This window comes from Pseudonocardia hierapolitana (assembly GCF_007994075.1).
Taxonomy (GTDB): domain Bacteria; phylum Actinomycetota; class Actinomycetes; order Mycobacteriales; family Pseudonocardiaceae; genus Pseudonocardia; species Pseudonocardia hierapolitana.
The window spans coordinates 5,182,721-5,200,894 of the sequence record NZ_VIWU01000001.1 but is presented as its reverse complement, the minus strand read 5'-3'; the positions used below and the strand labels follow the sequence as shown (position 1 = coordinate 5,200,894).

Annotated in this window: 14 protein-coding genes; 7 read left to right on the top strand and 7 right to left on the bottom strand. The window is 72.3% G+C overall.

Going from position 1 to position 18,174, the window contains the following annotated elements; all coding sequences use genetic code 11:
- The first annotated feature begins 104 nt into the window (after window positions 1-104).
- From FHX44_RS24730 to FHX44_RS24720, 4 genes are all read left to right on the top strand, one after another.
- On the top strand, window positions 105-344 hold the full coding sequence (locus tag FHX44_RS24730; protein WP_147257976.1) for a hypothetical protein: 240 nt from the start codon (window positions 105-107) through the stop codon (window positions 342-344).
- Entirely contained in the window at window positions 344-535 is a 192-nt protein-coding gene (locus tag FHX44_RS24725; RefSeq protein WP_147257975.1) for a DUF7455 domain-containing protein, read from the top strand. Before FHX44_RS24730 ends, FHX44_RS24725 begins: the two co-directional genes overlap by 1 nt.
- Window positions 536-763: 228 nt before the next feature.
- On the top strand, window positions 764-892 hold the full coding sequence (locus FHX44_RS43890; RefSeq protein WP_281287912.1) for a hypothetical protein: 129 nt from the start codon (window positions 764-766) through the stop codon (window positions 890-892).
- A 28-nt stretch (window positions 893-920) separates the two neighbouring features.
- A complete protein-coding gene (locus tag FHX44_RS24720) occupies window positions 921-2,261 on the top strand; it encodes a P-loop NTPase family protein (RefSeq protein ID WP_147257974.1) in 1,341 nt (446 codons plus the stop codon).
- Window positions 2,262-2,430: 169 nt separating this feature from the next.
- Here the strand turns inward: FHX44_RS24720 and FHX44_RS42870 are convergent, their stop codons facing one another.
- From FHX44_RS42870 to sbnA, 7 genes are read right to left on the bottom strand one after another with little or no spacing between them, the layout of a single operon-like run.
- On the bottom strand, window positions 2,431-3,222 hold the full coding sequence (locus tag FHX44_RS42870; protein WP_212612630.1) for a hypothetical protein: 792 nt from the start codon (window positions 3,220-3,222) through the stop codon (window positions 2,431-2,433).
- Window positions 3,223-3,268: 46 nt separating this feature from the next.
- Window positions 3,269-4,006, bottom strand: coding sequence for a DUF1775 domain-containing protein (locus tag FHX44_RS24710; protein WP_147257972.1), 738 nt, complete (start codon window positions 4,004-4,006; stop codon window positions 3,269-3,271).
- A gap of 35 nt (window positions 4,007-4,041) precedes the next feature.
- Window positions 4,042-5,067 carry a 2,3-diaminopropionate biosynthesis protein SbnB gene (gene sbnB, locus FHX44_RS24705; protein WP_147257971.1) on the bottom strand — a complete coding sequence of 342 codons (1,026 nt, stop codon included), beginning with the start codon at window positions 5,065-5,067 and terminating at the stop codon, window positions 4,042-4,044.
- A complete protein-coding gene (locus tag FHX44_RS24700) occupies window positions 5,064-6,053 on the bottom strand; it encodes a TauD/TfdA family dioxygenase (protein ID WP_147257970.1) in 990 nt (329 codons plus the stop codon). The genes sbnB and FHX44_RS24700 overlap by 4 nt, the downstream gene beginning before the upstream one ends.
- Window positions 6,054-6,105: 52 nt before the next feature.
- The gene (locus tag FHX44_RS24695) at window positions 6,106-8,643 is read right to left on the bottom strand and encodes a non-ribosomal peptide synthetase (RefSeq protein WP_147257969.1); all 2,538 of its coding nucleotides are present in this window, start codon (window positions 8,641-8,643) and stop codon (window positions 6,106-6,108) included.
- The gene (locus tag FHX44_RS24690) at window positions 8,640-13,385 is read right to left on the bottom strand and encodes a Pls/PosA family non-ribosomal peptide synthetase (protein WP_170309030.1); all 4,746 of its coding nucleotides are present in this window, start codon (window positions 13,383-13,385) and stop codon (window positions 8,640-8,642) included. Before FHX44_RS24690 ends, FHX44_RS24695 begins: the two co-directional genes overlap by 4 nt.
- Before the next feature lie 22 nt (window positions 13,386-13,407).
- A complete protein-coding gene (gene sbnA / locus FHX44_RS24685) occupies window positions 13,408-14,388 on the bottom strand; it encodes a 2,3-diaminopropionate biosynthesis protein SbnA (RefSeq protein ID WP_147257967.1) in 981 nt (326 codons plus the stop codon).
- 203 nt (window positions 14,389-14,591) lie between these two features.
- Here sbnA and FHX44_RS24680 point away from each other — a divergent pair, with 203 nt between their 5' ends.
- The 3 genes from FHX44_RS24680 to FHX44_RS24670 all read left to right on the top strand — a co-directional run bounded on the left by FHX44_RS24680 (window position 14,592) and on the right by FHX44_RS24670 (window position 18,150).
- Entirely contained in the window at window positions 14,592-16,493 is a 1,902-nt protein-coding gene (locus FHX44_RS24680; RefSeq protein ID WP_147257966.1) for a molybdopterin biosynthesis protein, read from the top strand.
- 155 nt (window positions 16,494-16,648) lie between these two features.
- On the top strand, window positions 16,649-17,371 hold the full coding sequence (locus FHX44_RS24675; RefSeq protein WP_246170565.1) for a 2-phosphosulfolactate phosphatase: 723 nt from the start codon (window positions 16,649-16,651) through the stop codon (window positions 17,369-17,371).
- Window positions 17,371-18,150, top strand: coding sequence for an MBL fold metallo-hydrolase (locus tag FHX44_RS24670; RefSeq protein WP_147257964.1), 780 nt, complete (start codon window positions 17,371-17,373; stop codon window positions 18,148-18,150). Before FHX44_RS24675 ends, FHX44_RS24670 begins: the two co-directional genes overlap by 1 nt.
- Window positions 18,151-18,174 lie beyond the last annotated feature (24 nt).

The window sequence follows — 18,174 nt, the reverse complement described above, 5'->3', positions numbered from 1 at the left end:
CGGGTCGCCCCTCTGGTTTGGTAGGGACACCGTCATGTATCAACTCATGATCGGCGGGCATCCTTCAAGGGTCACGGAAACTCCGGCCCGGAAGGAGAACGACGATGAGCACCACCGCCGCCCCCCTCACCAATCGTGATCGTGCTGTTCTCCGGGCCGTCGCCGCCGGCCGGTGCCGAATTTCCCCGGCCGGCGGTGCACTAGTCGTCGACGGTTTGTATTTCGCCGACCAGTTCGCCGGGTCCCGTCTCACCGAGGCCGGCCTGATCGCCGCTGCCTCGGACACGGGATCGGCCCTGCTCACCGCGTCCGGCCGTGCGCTGATCGGGACGGAGGCGGCGTGATGACCACCGCCGTCGCCCACACCGTCCACGCCGCGCTCACCCGCCACGACCGCTGCGACCGCTGTGGCGCTGCAGCGCAGGTCAGGGCGCTACTGCCGGCCGGAGGGGAGCTCCTGTTCTGCGGCCACCACGCCCGTGCGCACGCCCCGCGGCTGCGCGAGATCGGTGCCGACCTCAGCCCCGGACCCTGAACCACCAACGCCTCGTCCCGAGCCCGGTCGCCTCCCCGCGCGGCCGGGCTCGCTGCATGTCCGGCCTCGTCGGGAGGAGGGGTGTCCCCCACGGGAGCGCGGGTGCCAGCTCCCCGGGTCGTGGGGTCTGCTCGATGTTTTCGGCGCCCGTCGTTCGCCATTCTATTCCCGGGCAGAAAAACTGCGGGAATCGGTCCCGCGGCCCGTTTCCACCGAAAGGCGGAGAGCATGTCGGACTGCGAAGACTACGAAGAGGTCGACTTCGAGGACGAGCACGAGGACGAGGACGAGGAGGACTTCGAGGAGGTCGACTACGAGGACGAGGACGAGGACTGCGAGGACTACGAGTACGCCTGATCCTCGCCACCGCACTCGGACCGAGATCATGAACGCGCAGCCCGTGCCGGAGACCGCAGCTCGGACGCCTCAGGACGTCCCGGGTGCGGCCAGCGGCGCAGCGCGGGCCGGAGGCCGGTCGGACCTCACCGACCGGCCCCCGGCGTCTCGGCACCACGCGGCCACCCCGATCACCGTGCAGGTGGCCGGCGGCACGCAGCAGGACCGGACCGCACTCGCGACCGCCCTGCTGAGCGCCGGGTCCGACCGTGTCACGTTCACCGGAGACCACCCCGGCGGCCCGCTGGGCACCGCGGTCGACGCCGTCGTGCTCATCGCCTCCGCCACGCACGTGATCGGGGCCGCCGAGCTCGACCTCGTGCGCACCCTGCGCCGCCGCTCCCCCACCATCCTGCTCGCCGTCACCGCGATCGACCGGCACTCCTCCTGGCGGGAGGTGCTCGACGCCGACCTCGAGCGGTTGCGGGCCACCGGCACCGCCGTCGCTCCCTTCGCGGTGTCGGTCGACGTGCACGGCCAGGCCGTCGCCGCGGGCGACCGCGCGCTCGCCGCTGCGTCCGGCATCCCCGCGCTCGCCCGGCGCCTCGACGACATCGCCGAGCGGGTTGCGCACGACACCGGCCGGACCGTTGTCCCTCCCTCGCCCCGCACCGCCGGACGCCGGCCTCGCACCGCGTCCGACCGCAAGAGCCCCGAGCGCCCGCGCTGGCAGCAGGTGCTCTCCGACGGCATGGCCGCCGCGTCCTCCGACGTGGACTTCGACCTGCGCTGCCGCGTGCGCGCGGCGATCGCCGACGCCGAGGGCGTCGTGGAGGCGAGCGACCCCAGGCGGGACTGGAACGACCTCGACACCTGGCTTCGCGCCCGCCTCGCGTACGAGGGCGAGCAGACGGTCGCGCTGCTGGCGGACCGCACCGCTGAGGTCACCGCGGCACTGGAGCGGGAGCTCGGCGGAGAGCCGTTGCCGCGGCCGGCACCTGCCGAGCCGCCCGACCTCTTCGGCCACCTGCCGGCCCGCGACGCACCCAGAGGGGTCCGCCGTCCCCTCGCGACGCGCAGCCGCAGCCTGGTGATGTCCGCGTACGGCGGCCTGATGATGGCGCTGATCCTGCCGCGCTTCGCGGGGGTGAGCCTCCCGGTGTGGGTGATCGTGGCCGGCGCGCTCGCCACCGCACTCCTGCTGGGCGGCGCCACCCTGACCGGGGAACGCAAGCGGCAGCTGGAGACGAGCCGCACGAGAGCGAAGTCACGCGTCCGCCACTACGCCGACGCCTTCCTCCTGGTGGCGACGAAGGCAACCCGCGACGGTCTCCGCCGCACCCAACAACACCTACGCGACGAATGCACCCGGCGCACTATGGAGCCATAGTGCTGTTTCCACGGGCCGAGAACAGCACTGTGGCTCCATAGTGCTCAGCTCGGGATTGCTGCTCGTACCGTCTGCAGCATTCCTTGCACGTTGCGTAGCAATGGGGCCGTTACGAAGACCACTCGCCAGTTCAGCGCGTGGACGCGGTTCAAGCGGTCTCGGTCGCGGTTCAGCGCCCACGACTCGCCGTCGCGCCAGTCGCCGTCGTACTCGATCGCGAGCTTGTGCTTCGGGAGCGCGAGATCGACGCGGGCGATGCGACCGCCGGTGTCCTCGATCCAGTACTGGGGCACGGGTCGAGGCCATCCAGCACGAGGTGCACACGCATCTTCGACTCCGGCAGCGACTCGGCGCGCGGATCGGTGAGCTCGACGGCGCGGCGCGCGAGGACGATCCCGTTGTCGGACCGCTCCGCGACCATCTGCGCAACGGCCGCTCGCCCGACCTTCCCGGCGCGCAGCACGGCATCCAGGTCTGCGACCGCATCAGGCAGCGGGCGGGCGAGCAGCAGGTCGAGGGCCATGCGGAGAGGTGTGGCGATCCGGCCATTCGACCACGGCTCCCATTCGTCCGGCGCGATCGCGGTCCGCCGAACGTCCAGACCGCTGCGTCGGCCGAGCCGCGCCTCCAGCGGCGCGAGGACCTGAACATCGTCCTCCGGCCAGCACAGGCGCACTCCACGCAGCGTGGCGGCCGATCGACCGGTGATCACGGTGCCCTGCGGGAGCGCCATCGCGACTGCGCGGCAGCGCAGCTCGTGAGTGAGCCGCGTACCGGACGCCGTGTAGACGTCCCGGCAGAGCCTGCGCACCCCGGTTCCGCGCAGCTGGGCGCGCGTGAGTACACCGCATGCCACGGCCTCGGACCCACACAACAGCGGAGGCAACGGAGGAAGAGCCACAAGAGCAAACTGCAGCAGAAGCCAGTGCAGGTCAAACAGCCATCCACAGGCTATCCACAAGCACACTATGGAGCCATAATGCGGTTTTCAGCCTTCTCAGACAGCACTACGGCTCCATACTGCGGTCCAGGTGGCGGCGTTGGCGGCGGGACAGCGCCCTCAGGAGCATTACCAGGGCCGTTGTGGCGGCCAGCACCGCAGTCACCGTTGTCGCTTTGCCTGCTGGGGTCGCCGGGGGCGGCGGGGGGACGGCGATCGCCTTACCGTGGTGGTCGCCGTGATCGGCCGCCACCGGCGCGGGTCGGGGGGTGCCCAGGGCGAGTTTCAGCGCGTCGTGCGCCGGTTTCGGACCGCCCTCGGCCCAGCTGTCCGTCCACTCGACCGTGCTCCCGGCCGCGTCCGTGCGGGACGCCCGGAAGCGGACCGGACCCGCCCCTTCCGGCATCAGGTCCACGTGCAAGGTGAAGTCCACCGCTCCGGCGGCCCGGGGCTCCGTGGCCGTCCACGCGACAGCCGACACGATCTCGGTCACGGGGCCGTCCGCGCTCGGGGCGGGACCCGGGAGCACGGTCGTGGTGAGTTCCACCGCCCACCCGGGCGGGGTCGGCGCCGTGACGCCGACCAGCGGCCGCCCGGTGGGCAGGAACAGCCGGAACCCGGTGGCGGGCGCCGCGCCGTCGGTCATGTGGAAGACGAGCGTGACGTCCCGGGCGCCGGGCTCGACGTGGTCCGGCTCGATCACCAGCCCGGACCCGCCCGGCGCCGCAGTGGCGATCCCGGCCCCCACCAGCAGCGACGCGAGCGGGACCAGGACCGCCACGAGCCGCAGCGCGGCAGACAGCACGAGTACCCCCCAGGCAGAGTGCGCCCGCCGAGCCGTCAGCCGTGGCGGCTCAGGTCGTGGAAGAAGCCGTCGATGACGTGCAGCTCACCGGAGCGGGCCACCTCGTCGTAGACGTACTTGCCCACCGCGAGGTCGAGCACGCCGAGGCCGAACGGCGAGAACACGACCGGGCGGTCCGCCGGCACGCTCAGGCGCCCGGCCATGACGTCGTCGAGTGTGCCGTGGAGGAAGTCCCGGCTGCCGGTCAGCTGCTCGACCAGGTGCGGCGAGGTGTCGGCTTTGAGGCAGTGCTCGACGTCGTCGACGATGTTGGTCGACGCGAGCAGGATCTCCGGCGCGAGGTCGCGCAGGGACACGTGCAGCACCACCGGGTTGTGCGCGAACCACGACACGTCGTGGATGTACGGCTTGCTCGCCACGGTGGCGAAGACGACCAGGTCGGACGACCGGATCAGCTCCTCGGCGGTGTCGTGCACGGTGATGCGGCCCGCCACCCCGGACCGCTCCAGGTGCGCGCGGAAGCCGGCCGCGCTGTCGGCGGACAGGTCGTGCACGCCGATCTCGTCGAACGTCCAGCCCGTACCGGCCAGGAAGGTGTGGATGTAGCGGGCGATCAGGCCCGTCCCGACGAACCCGATGCGCGCCGGACGCGCCCGCCCCCGCGTGAGCCGGTCGGCCCCCAGGGCTGCCGACGCCGCTGTCCGCGTGGCGCTGATGATCGAGCTCTCCAGACAGGCGAACGGGTAGCCGGTGTCGTGGTCGTTGAGGATCAGCACGGCCGAGGCCCGCGGGATCCCGGCAGAGACGTTCTCCGGGAAGCTGGAGATCCACTTGAGGCCATCCACCTTGATCGGCCCGCCGATCGACGCGGGAAGCGCGATGATCCGGGCGGTCGGGCGGTCCGGGAACCGCAGGAAGTAGGACGGTGGGTTCACCGAGTCGCCGGCGCCGTGCAGCCGGTAGGTGGCCTCGACCAGCTCCACGACCTGCTTCTCCCGGCCCTGCAACGCGCGCTGGACCTGGGCACCCGAGATCACCGCGAACGGCGGCACGCCGGTCACTGGACACCCGCCGGCACCGGCATGCGCAGCGGTGCGCTCATGCCCACGAGCACCTCGCGCTCCCCCTCGTAGGGCTCGCGGCTGTGCGCCATCCGCACGTTGTCGACGAGCAGCAGGTCACCGGCCTGCCAGGGCTCGCGGAGGGTGTTCGCCTCGTAAACCCGGTTGAGCAGCTCGACGATGTCCGCGCCGACCGGTTCGCCGCCGCCGAAGCAGGTCGTGAACGGCAGGCCGTCGGCGCCGTAGGCCTCCACCAGGTACTCGTGCACGTCGGGGTCCATCGTCCACTCGTTGAGGAAGGCGATCTGGTTGAACCAGCACGCCTGCCCGGTGGTGGGGTGTCCGACCAGCGCGTGGCGGCGCTGCCGGGTGCGCAGGCCGCCGTCCGGCCGCCACTCGAACTGGATCGCGTTCGCCCGGCAGTAGGCCTCGACGGCGCCGCGGTCGTCCGTGCCGAACGCGTCGGCGTAGGACGCGCCGATCTCGTCGTTGTAGTTGCGGACGAGCATCCACCCCTCACGCGCGAACCGCTGCACCAGGTCCGGGGGCAGTTGGTTCATCACGGCCGACGAGTCGGCCACGCCGGTCACTCCGCCGGCCTTCGGCGGGGTGAGACAGGCGAACAGCATCAGCGACGGGACCTCGAGGGTGTAGCTCAGCTCGTGGTGCATGCACATCGGCTGGTTCGCGGGCCACTTCGTCGAGGAGTAGATGCCCTCGACGTAGGTCTGGCGCGGCGCGAAGGCCTCCCGTTCGGCCATCAGGCCGGTGCCGAGGCGCTGGTACACGGCGGCGACCTCGGCGGCGTTCCGCAGACCCAGGCCACGGACGAGAACGGCGCCGTGCTGCGTCACGACGGCCCGCAGCCCGTCCCGGTGCTGGGCCGTCCAGCCCGCGGCGTCGGCGGTGGGCTCGACGTGCAGGAGCGGGGTCCGCCCGGGACGCAGCTCGACGTCGAGCGGTGGCGCCAGGTGTGGGGACGACATTGCGATCTCCTCTGGTCGGGTTCGTTCGCGTGGTGGACTCGGATCGGATCAATCAGGCGTATCGGCAGGAGACGGCGAGGTTCCGGTCGGTGTCCGCCGGCTCCTCGGCCGGGGGCCTGCTGTCGATCAGTTCGGCGAGATCGGCCAGCACCGGGTGCTTGATGACGTCCTTCAGGGACACGACGCGATCGAGAACGACCGCGAGCTTCACCGCGGACAGCGAGGATCCGCCCAGGTCGAAGAAGTGGTCCCGCCGGCCGATCCGGTCCGCCTCGACACCGAGCATCTGCGCCCACACGGTCGCGAGCCGCACCTCGGTGGGCGTGACCGGCGGGGTGCGGTCGTCCTCGTCGGTCGTGACCACCAGGTCGGCGGCCAGGGCGGTGAGCGCCTTGGTGTCGATCTTGCCGTTGGCCGTCAGCGGCAGGCTCTCCCGCCAGTGGAACGCGACCGGGACCATGTAGTGCGGGAGCGACGCCCCCAGCCGGGCCCGCAGGAGGTCCACCTCGACGGCTTCCTCGCCGGCGTAGAAGGCGATCAGGTGCTTTCCCCGGTCGGGCCGCTCGGCCACGACGACCGCGCCGTCGCGGACGCCGGGCACGCGCAGCAGGGCGTTGTCGATCTCGCCGATCTCGATGCGGAAGCCGGAGATCTTCACCTGGCTGTCGCGACGCCCGAGGAACTCCAGCTTGCCGTCCGGCCGCCAGCGGCCGTAGTCGCCGCCCTTGTAGAGGCGTTGGCCGGGGCGGTGCGGGTCGGTCAGGTACGCGGCGGCGGTGCGCTCGGGATCGTTGATGTACCCGCGCCCCACGCAGACGCCCGAGAAGGCGATCAGGCCCGGAGCCCCGAGCGGCACCGGATCGAGGTGCTCGTCGACGACGTAGACGTTGACGTTCTGCACCGCGGGGCCGAGCGGCATGCGGTCCCCGTCGGGCGCGCTGTGCATGACCTCGTGGTTGGTGTCGTCGGAGGTCTCGGTCAGCCCGTAGGCGTTGACCAGGGCGGTCCCGGGCCGGGCGGCGAAGAAGCGCTGGGCGAGCTCGATCTTGAGGGCCTCGCCCGTTGCCGAGACGCAGCGCAGATGCGGCAGCTCGTGGGGGTGCTGCTCCAGGTAGGAGAGGACGACCTCGAGGTAGGAGGGCACGACCTGCGCGACCCCGACCTGCTGGCGCTCGACCGTGTCGATGAAACGCGCGACGTCCAGGATCACGTCCTGCTCGACCAGGACGGTCCGCCCGCCGACCAGCAGCGCCGACACCAGCTGCCACAGCGAGATGTCGAAGCACTGCGGCGCGACCTGCGCGACCACATCGCCCTCGCGGATGCCGAGGTCGGCGATCTTGGCGTGGAGGTGGTTGAGCATGCCGGCGTGCTCGCACATCGCGCCCTTCGGCTCGCCGGTGGAGCCGGACGTGAAGTAGATGTAGGCGAGCTGGTCCGCCGTCACCACCACGCCGAGGTCGTCCTCGCCGTGCTCTTCCGCGTACGCGGCGTCGACGAACACCTGCTGCACCCCCGGGAGGCTGACGAGGGCCTTGTCCAGCGTGGTGGTGCTGCCGAGCTCGGTCAGCACCAGCGTGCAGTCCGCCCGGGACAGCGTCCTCGCGATGCGGTCGGCTGGGAAGTGCGGCTCGATGGGCAGGTACACCCCGCCTGCCTTGAAGATCGCGATCACGGCGGCCATCCAGTCGAGGTTCCGCTCGGTCACCACCGCGACCACGCCCTCGCGGCGCAGCCCGCGCGCCAGCAGCGCCCGCCCCAGCTGGTTCCCCCGCGCGTTGAGCTCCCGGTAGGTCCACTGCCGGTCGCGGTGCACGGCGGCGACGGCGTCCGGATGCATCCGCACGCGCTCCTCGAACAGCTCGTGGAAGCGGCGGTCGGGCAGCTCCCGGCGCGGTCCGGCGAGCCCGTCGAGCTGGATGCGCAGCTCCTCGGCCGACAGGAGGCGCGCCCGCCCGTGCTCGGCGTCCGGGTCGGCGGCCATCGACGCGAGCGCAGCGACGTGGTAACCCGCGATCCGCTCCACGCTGCGGGCGTCGAGCGCGTCGGCGCGGTACCTCAGCCGCAGTGCGCCGCCGCCGTTCGTCAGCCCGACCCGGAGCACGACGTCATCGGCGAGATCGGGCCCGGTGACGAGGGTGTCGATCGGGTCGAACTCGGTCTCGAACCTCGGCCCGGCGACGCCCAGCTCGTCCTTCAGCTCGTCCACGTCGAACGCCCGGTGCCGCACGACGTCCATCTCGACCGGCGCGGCGGCCTCCAGCATCGACCGCCACGAGCGGGGCTCGGTGGTGAGCGGGCAGGGCAGTGCCCGCCCGGCCGGCCCGGCGGCGTAGCCGGTCACGACGTCCTGCTCCCCGGACAGCGCCGCCAGCACCTTCGCGTGCGCGGTCAGCACGAGCGAGTGCAGCGGCAGCTCCATCCCGCCGGCCAACCGACGCATCGCTGCGACGAGGTCGCCGGACAGCGGCGTGACGTGCTCGGCGACGCCCGGGACCGGGTCGAGCGTCCACCGCGGGATGGCGGTCGCGCCGCCCGCGGAGAGGACTCCCCGCCAGAACTCCCGGCCGGTCTCGATCTGCGTGTTCATCGAATCGTTCCTCTCCTTGCCGGGTCCTGTTCGCCGCGGACGAGCACAGCGGCGCGGTTGTCGTCGATGCTGATCCGGCGCACCTGCAGATCAGCGGATTGCTCGCGCATCTTCTTCGCGGGGTTTCCGCCCCACCGCGCGTTCGGCGGCATCTCCTCGCCCTTCATGAGGAAGGAGTCGGCGGCGAGCACCGAATGCTCGCCCATCGTCACGCCGTAGTGGACGAATGCGCCGACACCGAGGGTGCAGCCGGCACCGATCGCGGTGCGGTCGGACTTGAAAGCACCGTCCTCCTGCGAGTGGCACTGCACGATGCTGCCGGCGTTGAGCGTGCACCCGTCGCCGATGCTGACGAAGGTCTTCTCGACGAACGCGCAACCGTCGTCGAACACCCGCTCGCCGATCCGGACGCCCAGCATCCGCCAGATCACGTTCTTGAACGGCGTGCCGTTGAACATCAGCAGGTACGCCTGGGCAGGCACCTTCCAGAAGCGTTCGTGCCGCCAGAAGGAGCGGTCGTAGATCGAGCAGCCATCCGGCCGCAACGCCTGCAGTCCGGTGACGGCCCGCTCGACCAGTACGAACCAGGTGACCCCGACCAGGAGGGCGAGGGCGTTGGCGGGCACGACCACCGCTGCACCCCACGAGTGGTGGAGGTCGGCGGCGAGCATCGCGATGAGCGTCAGCGCGAAGACGTAGAACCACCGGACGAACAGGAACAGCACCATCGTGACGAGGTTGTGCCTGTTCTTGGCGGCGAGGCGACGACGCTGCTCGCCGCTGTCCAGGTCGAACCCGATGTCACGCTGCACCGATCGCGGGATCTCGAAGCTGGGCGAGCCCAGCAGCCCGACACCTTCCCGGATCGGCCCGTCGATCGGGACCATGACCTTCGTGGCGAGCAGGCAGTTGTCGCCGGTACGCCCCTGGGACGGGTACGCGATGTTGTTGCCGAGGAAGTTGTGGGCGCCGATCGACGTCCGGGACACCCGGAACGAGGTGCTCGAGAAATCGGCATTGATGATCGACAGCCCGTCCGCGACCACGGTTCCGGTGCCGACCGAGCTCAGGAACGGGTTGTCGTGCTTCACCCGCTGGCCGAAGTTCGAACCGGTCTGTTCCACGCGGGAGAGGTCGTAGCCGAGGCCACGCAGGTAATGGACGATGTACGAGCTGTCCCCGAAGAGGAACGCGAAGAACTTGACGTTGGTCAGGCGCGCGATCGTCCGGTGGGCCCAGTAGTGGAAGCCGTACAGCGGGTAGACCTTGCCCGGCCGGATCGCGAGACCGAGCACTCGCGGGACGGTGAACACGAACACCAGTCCGACGAACAGGAAGCCGAACATCAGCGCGGCCGATGCGACCAGCGCGTACAGGTAGAACGTCCAGTCCCACAACGCCAGCGGTCCGTTGCCGAGCAGTGCCGTGACCTGCGGGACCGCGGCGAGCAGCAGGATCACGCCGCCGGTCGCCAGCGGCAGGGTCAGCAGGAGCAGGTTCAGCAGCTGCACGACCGTGAACACGACCCGGCGCACCGTGCCGCACGCCGTGTCGCCGACGCGGCGGTAGTCGACGTCCGTGCGCTGCGCGGGGGAACCGTGCCAGCGCTCCCCGTCGGGGACCGTCTGGCCTGCGTGCAGTGACGAGGAGTGGCCGAGCTGGGCACCCTCGCCCAGGGACGTCCAGATGTCGAGCACGGTGTGATCGCCGACGAGGGCGTCCTTGCCGAGGGTGACCGCGCCGGTCTGGACCACGCCGTTGTGGGCTCGGTAGCCGGTGAAGAACGAGTCCTTCATGATCACGGCGCCGTCGCCGAGGGTGAGCAGGTCGGTGCAGACGGGCACGTTCTTCGAGAAGACCGCGACGCCGCGCCCGACCTTCGCACCCAGCATCCTGAGGTAGAACGCGTAGAGGGGCGTGCCGACGAACAGGGCCATCGGGTTCCGCTGGACCAGCGTCCTGACGACCCAGAAGCGGAAGTACGCGAGGCTCCAGACGGGCACCTCCTGCGGCTTCCACCGGCCGACGAGCACCCACTTGAGCAGGACCGGAAGCCCGCAAAGGCCTACGAACGACGCGACACCGACCACGACCGACCGCAGGTAGATGTCGACCGGCGCGGTGGCGTCCGCGATCCAGTCGACGCCGCCGATGAGGGCGTAGCCGGTGAGGGACGGGTAGGCGACGAGGAACAGGAGCTGCAGCGCGCCGCAGAGGAGGTACCGCTGCTTGCGGGTCGGCGCCTGCCGGTGCCGCGCGACGCGGACCGTGCGGACCGCCCGGACGGCACTCAGGATCTGCGTTCCGAGCACCGGCGGCTCCGACGAGTCGGCCGGGCCGGCGGTCGCGGACGCCCGCGTGCCGAACGCCGTGGCCAGCTGGGTGACCGTGGGATGCGCGTAGACGTCCTTCATCGCGACGGAGGGCAGGTCGTCGCGCTTGCGGAGCCTGGCGCAGAAACGCGCCATCACCATCGAGTCGGCGCCGAGGTCGTCGAAGAAATGCGCATCGACAGGGACCTCGGCAGCGACGACCTCGGCAAGAACCGTGGCGAGCGCGGTGGCCAGACCCTTGTCGACGGAGCCGGACGTCGGCGCGAAGGCACGTGCGAGGGCCGCGATGCTCGGGTTCGCGTAGACGTCCTTCATCGCGACGGAAGGCAGGTCGTCGCACTTGCGGAGCCTGGCGCAGAAACGCGCCATCACCATCGAGTCGGCGCCGAGGTCGTCGAAGAAATGCGCATCGACAGGGACCTCGGCTCCGATGACCTCGGCCAGCAGGCCCGCGAACTCCCGCTCCACGTCCGACGTCGCCCCGCCGGCGGGCGGAGTCGGCGACTCCACCACGTCGACGGCCCCGACGGCCGCGATGACCTGCGTCGGCTGGGTGTCGACGAACGGTGTCGGGGGGGACGCGTTCTGCGGGACGGGGAGTTCGAACGCCCGTGGCACCGGAAGCGCGACCGCCTGCGGAACAGGCAGCTCGACCGCCTGCGGCACGGGAAGCTCGACCGCCTGCGGCACGGGAAGCTCGACCCCCTGCGGCACGGGAAGCCCGACCGCCTGCGGCACGGGAAGCCCGACCGCCTGCGGCACGGGAAGCCCGACAACCTGCGGAACCGGCAGCGGGGCGGCCTGCGGCTCCGGGAGCGGGGCGGCCTGCGGCACCGGGAGCTCGATCGCCTGCGGCACCGGGAGCTGAACGGTCTGCGGCGTGGGCAGCTCGACCGCCTGCGGCACCGACAGCTGCACGGCCTGCGGAACCGGCAGCGGGGCGCCCTGCGGCACCGGGGCCTCGCGAGCCGGCGGCATCGCGGACTCGCTCTCGTCCAGCTCGGCGCGGTAGCCGCACGCCGCTCCCCGCCGGTCGAGCCGGCCGTGGTACTCGATCTCGCCGTCCGGGTTGACCCGACCGAGGTCACCGGTGCGGAAGATCCGACCCGACGGGTTCGCCGGGATGCCCAGGAAGTCGGGGATGAAGGTCTTCTCGGTGAGGTCATCGCGGTTCTGGTAGCCGCAGGTCAGCCCGATGCCGGCGATGCCGATCTCACCGATCTGCCCGTGCGGGAGGGCGTGGAACGGGTCCGCGACGTCGAGGACGACCGTGCTGTAGGTGGGCAGGGGGATCCCGATGGTCGCCGGCTTGTCCGGGTGCAGCTCGGTCCACGCGGCCGAGACCGTCGCCTCGGACGGACCGTAGACGCTCAGGAACCGCCGGCCGGGCTTGTACCACCGCCGGACGAGGTCCGGTGGGCAGGGCTGCCCGGCCACCAGCAGGAACCGCAGGTCCGGGAGATCCTGCTCGAGCGTGGCGAGCAGGCTCGGGATGCCGCACATCGCGGTGACGCGTTGCGCGGTCAGGAAGGCGTGGAGGTCCTGGCCCAGCAGGTTGACGCCGGCGGGTCGGGGCACCAGTGTCGCGCCCACGGCCCAGGGCACCCAGATCTCCTCGACCGAGAAGTCGTCGGCGACCGGCACGCCCTGGTAGACGCGGTCCCACGGCCGGATGCCGTACATCTCGGCGGCGACCTTGACGAAGTTGCAGACGCTCCGGTGGTCGACGGCGACGCCCGTCGGCGTCCCGTCCGGACCCTGCCGGTAGGTGATGTAGGCGAGCGAGCAGTCCCGCGTGCCCCGCTCGGCGTCCGTGAGCCGGTACGACCTCTGCTCGTTGATCAACCGCGCTGCCTGGTCGAGGCGAACGATCTCGGCACCGAGCAGTCCGACCTGCTCCACCCGGTCGACCACGTCCGAGGACGACAGCACGGTGCGCACCCGGGCGTCCTCGACGATGGCGGCCATGCGGTGTGCCGGGGAGCCCGGGTCCACGGGGACGTACACGGCCCCGATCTTCAGGACGGCGAGGATCGCCAGGTACGCGTCCGCGGGACGGTCGAACAGCAGGCCGATGCGGTCGCCGGCGTTCGCACCGCGCAGGCGCAGGAAGCGGGCGAGTTGGTTGGTCCGGGCGTCGAGCTGGTCGTACGTGAGCGACTGTTCGGCGGAGTCGACCGCGAGCTGGCCCGCCCGGCCGTAGGTGCGGACCCAGTCGCAGCGTTCCTCGAACAGGCGGTCGAGGCGCTCGTCGTTGCGGACCCGCCAGCCCTGCGCCTCGTACCGGTCGACCAGCACGAGCTCGGACATCGGGATGGACCGCCGGATGTCGTCGCGCTCGGCGAGCGGGACGAGGTGCTGCGTGCTCTGCTCCCGCGGGGCCTGCAGCTCGGCCGCGGGGTCAGGCATCAGCGTGCTCATCTCATGCCTCTCAGGCTGCCCGGGCACCGGACAGCTCGTCGACGTCGAGCACGTCGCCGTAGAGGTCCTGCACCCAGTTGCTCTGGTAGATCGTGTCGAGGTAGCGCTCACCGAGATCCGGGGCGATGGCGACCGCGGTGAGGTCACGCGCGTCGTGGCGGGCCAGCCAGGCCGTGGCGCCGCTGACCACGGTGCCGGTGGAGCCGCCGAACAGGAACCCGCGTCGGGCCAGCTGGTGGCAGGTGCGGATCGCGTCGGCCTCCTCGACGTGGAGGACCTCGTCCACGTAACCCTCGTCGAGCAGCGGCGGGCGGACGTTCATGCCGAGGCCCGGGAGCATCCGGCGGGCCGCGGGCGTGCCGAAGCTGACCGAGCCGACGGGGTCGATGGCGACGATCCGGACGGACGGGTGCCGGTCCTTGAAGTAGCGCGCGCAGCCCATCAGCGTCCCGGTCGTGCCGGCCCCGACGAAGAGCACGTCCAGCCCCGGGAATTGACGTGCGATGGCGGGGCCCGTGGTGCGGTAGTGCGCCTTCCACGCATTGGCGTTGGTGTACTGGTTGAGCCACACGTAGCGCTCGTCGGAGGCGCAGAGATTGCGGACGTAGTTCAGGCGCGCGCCGAGGTATCCGCTCTCCGGGTCGGGATCGCTGATGACGTGCACCTCGCTGCCCAGAGCCTCCATCAGCAACCGGGTCGCCAGGTTGCAGCGGGAATCGGTGACACACCGGAACCTGTAGCCCTTGCTCGCCGCGATGATGCTCAGCGCCACGCCCAGGTTCCCGGACGAGGACTCGACCAGCACGGACCCCGGCCGCAGGACACCGCTGCGCTCCGCGGCCTCGACCATCTCGTTCGCGGCCTTCAACTTGACCGAGCCGGCGAAATTGAATCCCTCGCACTTCAGGAACAACGGGTGACCGAAGATCGGTCGCAAGTCGACGTAGAGGTCGTCCTCGTTGAACTCCTGGGGAACGGAGATGATCGGCATGATGCCCCCTCATTGCTGAACCGACCTGGATGCCCTGATCGGTCGGTGCGCTGTTGGGCACAAGAATGCTTCCGGGGACGGCGTGGAACGATGGGGGCAGCACGCCGCTCGGTGCGGGGCACCCCCGGATCCACGTGGGGTTGTCCCGACCGCGGTGAGCGGGGGGTGGACCCCACCCGCCCGGAACGTCGTACCGTTCCCAAGTGGTCGCCGACTCGCCGTTCGTGTCCGACGTCCCCGCCGATCAGGCGCTCGACGCGTGGCGGGACGCGTGTGCGACCGCGGGGTGCCCTCCGCGGGTGGACGCCGTGCGGGTGCCCGTCGGCGAGGCGGTCGGGCGGGTGACGGCCGAGCCCGTGTGGGCCCGGCGCTCCTCCCCCGCGTTCGATGCGGCCGGCATGGACGGGATCGCGGTGCGCGCCGCCGACACCGTCGGGGCGGCCGAGACCACACCCGTGCTGCTCACCGACTTCGCCGTGGTCGACACGGGCGACCCGCTGCCCGACGGCTACGACGGCGTGGTCATGCGCGAGCACGTGCACCGCGTCGGGGACGCCGCCGAGGTGCGCGCCGCCGTGCCGCCCTACCAGCACGTGCGCTCGATCGGCGAGGACGTCTCCGCGTCCGAGCTGCTGCTCCCGGCAGGCCACCGGCTGCGGCCGGTCGACGTCGCGGCCGCCGCCGCGGCCGGTGTGGTGGAGCTGGCCGTCCGGCGGTCGCCGTCGGTCGTGATCGTCCCGACCGGCGACGAGATCCGCCCCATCGGCACCGAGCCGGCACCGGGCGAGATCGTCGACACCAACTCGCTGATGCTCGCGGCGCAGGCCCGGGAGCTGGGCTGCACCGCGCGCGTCACACCGATCGTCCCCGACGACCCTGCGCTCATCACCGAGGCGATGCGCAAGGCCGCGGCCGACGCCGACCTCGTGGTGCTCGTCGCCGGCTCGAGCGCGGGGCGCGACGACTACACGGCGCGGGTCGTCGCGGGGGCGGGCACGCTCGCCGTGCACGGCGTCGCGGTGCGTCCGGGCCACCCGGTCGTCCTCGGCACGGTCGACGCGACCCCGGTGCTCGGCGCCCCCGGCTACCCGGTGTCGGCCGCGCTGACCTTCGACATCTTCGCCGCGCCGCTGCTCGCCGCCCTGGAGGGGGCCGCACCCCGGGAGCGGCCGGTGGCGACGGCCCGGCTGGCCCGCAAGCTCGCCTCCAACATCGGCATGGACGACTGGGTGCGGGTGCGGCTCGGGCGGGTCGGCGGGGAGATCGTCGCCACGCCGCTGCCGCGCGGGGCAGGCGTGCTCACCTCGCTCGTGCGGGCCGACGGGCTGCTGGTCGTCCCGGCCGGGCTGGAGGGCCACCACGCCGGGGAACGGGTGCGGGTGGAGCTCCTGCGCGGGCTCGGCGAGATCGGGCGCACCATCGTCGCGATCGGGTCGCACGACCTCGTGCTCGACGTGGCCGCGTCCGCGCTGCGGGCCGACGACCCGCTGGTCACCCTCGCCGGCGCGAACGTCGGGTCCCTCGGCGGGCTCGTCGCGCTGCGGGACGGGCTGTGCCACCTCGCGGGTTCGCACCTGCTCGACCCGGCCACCGGCGAGTACACGCTGCCGTACGTCGAACGGGTCCTCGGCGACGAGGACGTCGCCGTGGTGCGGCTCGTGCACCGCGACCAAGGCTTGATCGTGGCGGCCGGCAACCCGCTCGGCCTCACCGGGATCGACGGCCTCACCCGGGTCCGCTACGTGAACCGGCAGCGCGGCGCGGGCACCCGGGTGCTGCTCGACCACGAGCTGGCGAACCGGGGCATCGACCCCGCGGCGATCGACGGCTACTCCCGGGAGGAGCACACCCACCTGGCCGTGGCCGCGGCCGTCGCGGCCGGCCGCGCCGACGCCGGGCTCGGCATCCTCGCCGCGGCGCGGGCGTTCGGGCTGGACTTCGTGCCGGTCGCCCGCGAGCCCTACGACCTGGTCCTGCGCGCTTCGATGGTCGACGACCCGCTGCTCGCACCACTGTGGGAGCTGCTGGCCCGCCCGGAATTCCGGGCGGAGGTGGAGGCGCTGGGCGGCTACGGGTGCACGGAAATGGGCCGCAGGATCCGCTAGCTCCGTTCCGACGAACGGCGCGTTGGTCGGAACCTATCCGGCGAACGCGCCGTTCGTCGGAATCCGCCCCGTGACGCTACTGGGATCGGGCAGCTACCGTCAGTGTCTGGAAAGAGATCGTGTTCGGCGTCATGGACGCAGTAGGTTGCCGAACCGTGCCCGGCACTCGTCCCGAACATCGGCAGCTCGACCACGGAGTCCGGCTGGAGTGGGGCCGCGAGGGCGCGGCCCTGCTGGCCGCGGACTGCGCGGTCGTGATCGTGGTCGACGTGCTGTCGTTCTCCACCGCGGTCGACGTCGCCGTGGGCCGCCGGGCGGCGGTCCTCCCCCTGCGTTCCGCGGAAGCCGACCGGCCCGTTCCACCGGACGTCGTCCGCGCCGGTCCGCGGCGCGGGCCGGGTCCCTCGCTCTCCCCCGCGTCGCTCACCGGGCTGCCCGCCGGCACGCGCCTGGCCCTGCCCTCCCCCAACGGCGCCACGCTCTGCGCCGCGGTGGCCGCCACCGGGGCCGTGCTGCTCGCGGGATGCCTGCGCAACGCCTCCGCCGTGGCCTCGGCGGCGCGGGCGGTGGGCGGGCCGATCGGGATCGTCCCGGCCGGCGAGCGGTGGCCGGACGACACCATGCGCGTCGCCGCCGAGGACGCGCTCGGCGCAGGCGCCGTCGCGGCCGCGCTACGGGACCGCTCCCCGGAGGCCGATCTCGCGGCCGCGCAGTTCGCCGTCGCGCGCGACCGGGGGCTCGGTGCAGTGCTCGCGGCGACGTCCTCCGGGCGGGAGCTGCTCGCCGAGGGCTTCGCGGCCGACGTGGAGCTCGCGGCCGCCCTCGACGCGAGCACCGCCGTCCCACGCCTGCAGGACGGCTTCCTGCGGGCGGAGTGATGGACGGGCGCTGGGTCGAGGTCGGCGACGGCGTTCTCGCCCGCCGGTACACCGAGCTCGACCTCACCGTCGGGCTGGTGCTCGGCGCCGAGCGCGCGCTCGTCGTCGACACCCGCGGCGATGCAGGCCAGGGCGCCGAGCTCGCCGCCGCGGTACGCGAGCTCACCGCGCTGCCGCTGACCGTCGCGATCACGCACGCGCACTTCGACCACTGCTTCGGCACCGCCGCCTTCGCCCCGGCCCCCGTGCACGCGCTACCCCGCTGCCGCGCGGTGCTCGCCGCCACCGCGGCGGCCCAGCGGACCCGGTGGGCCGCGTACTACCGCGACCACGGCGACCACGGCACCGCCGACGCGCTCGCCACCACCGAACCCCCGCTGCCCGACGCCGACGCGCCCGCCACGCTGGACCTCGGCGGCCGCCCGGTCGAGCTCCTGCACCTCGGCCGCGGCCACACCGACCACGACCTGGTCGTCGCGGTGCCCGACGCCGGCGTCGTCTTCGCAGGCGACCTCGTCGAGCAGGGCGCCCCGCCCGACCTGGAGGACGCGATCGTGCCGGAGTGGCCCGCCACCTTGGACGCGCTCCTCGCGCTGCGGCCCCGCACGGTCGTGCCCGGCCACGGCGATCCGGTCGGCCCCACCTTCGTGGCCGGGCAGCGGGCGGAGCTGGCCGAGGTGGCGGCGCTGCACGCCGCGGTGGCAGCGGGCACGCTGTCCGCGGCGGACGCCACCCGCCGCTCCCCCTACCCCCGCGTCCCGTGGCCCGAACGCCCGTGACCGACGTCCGAGATTCCGCCTGCC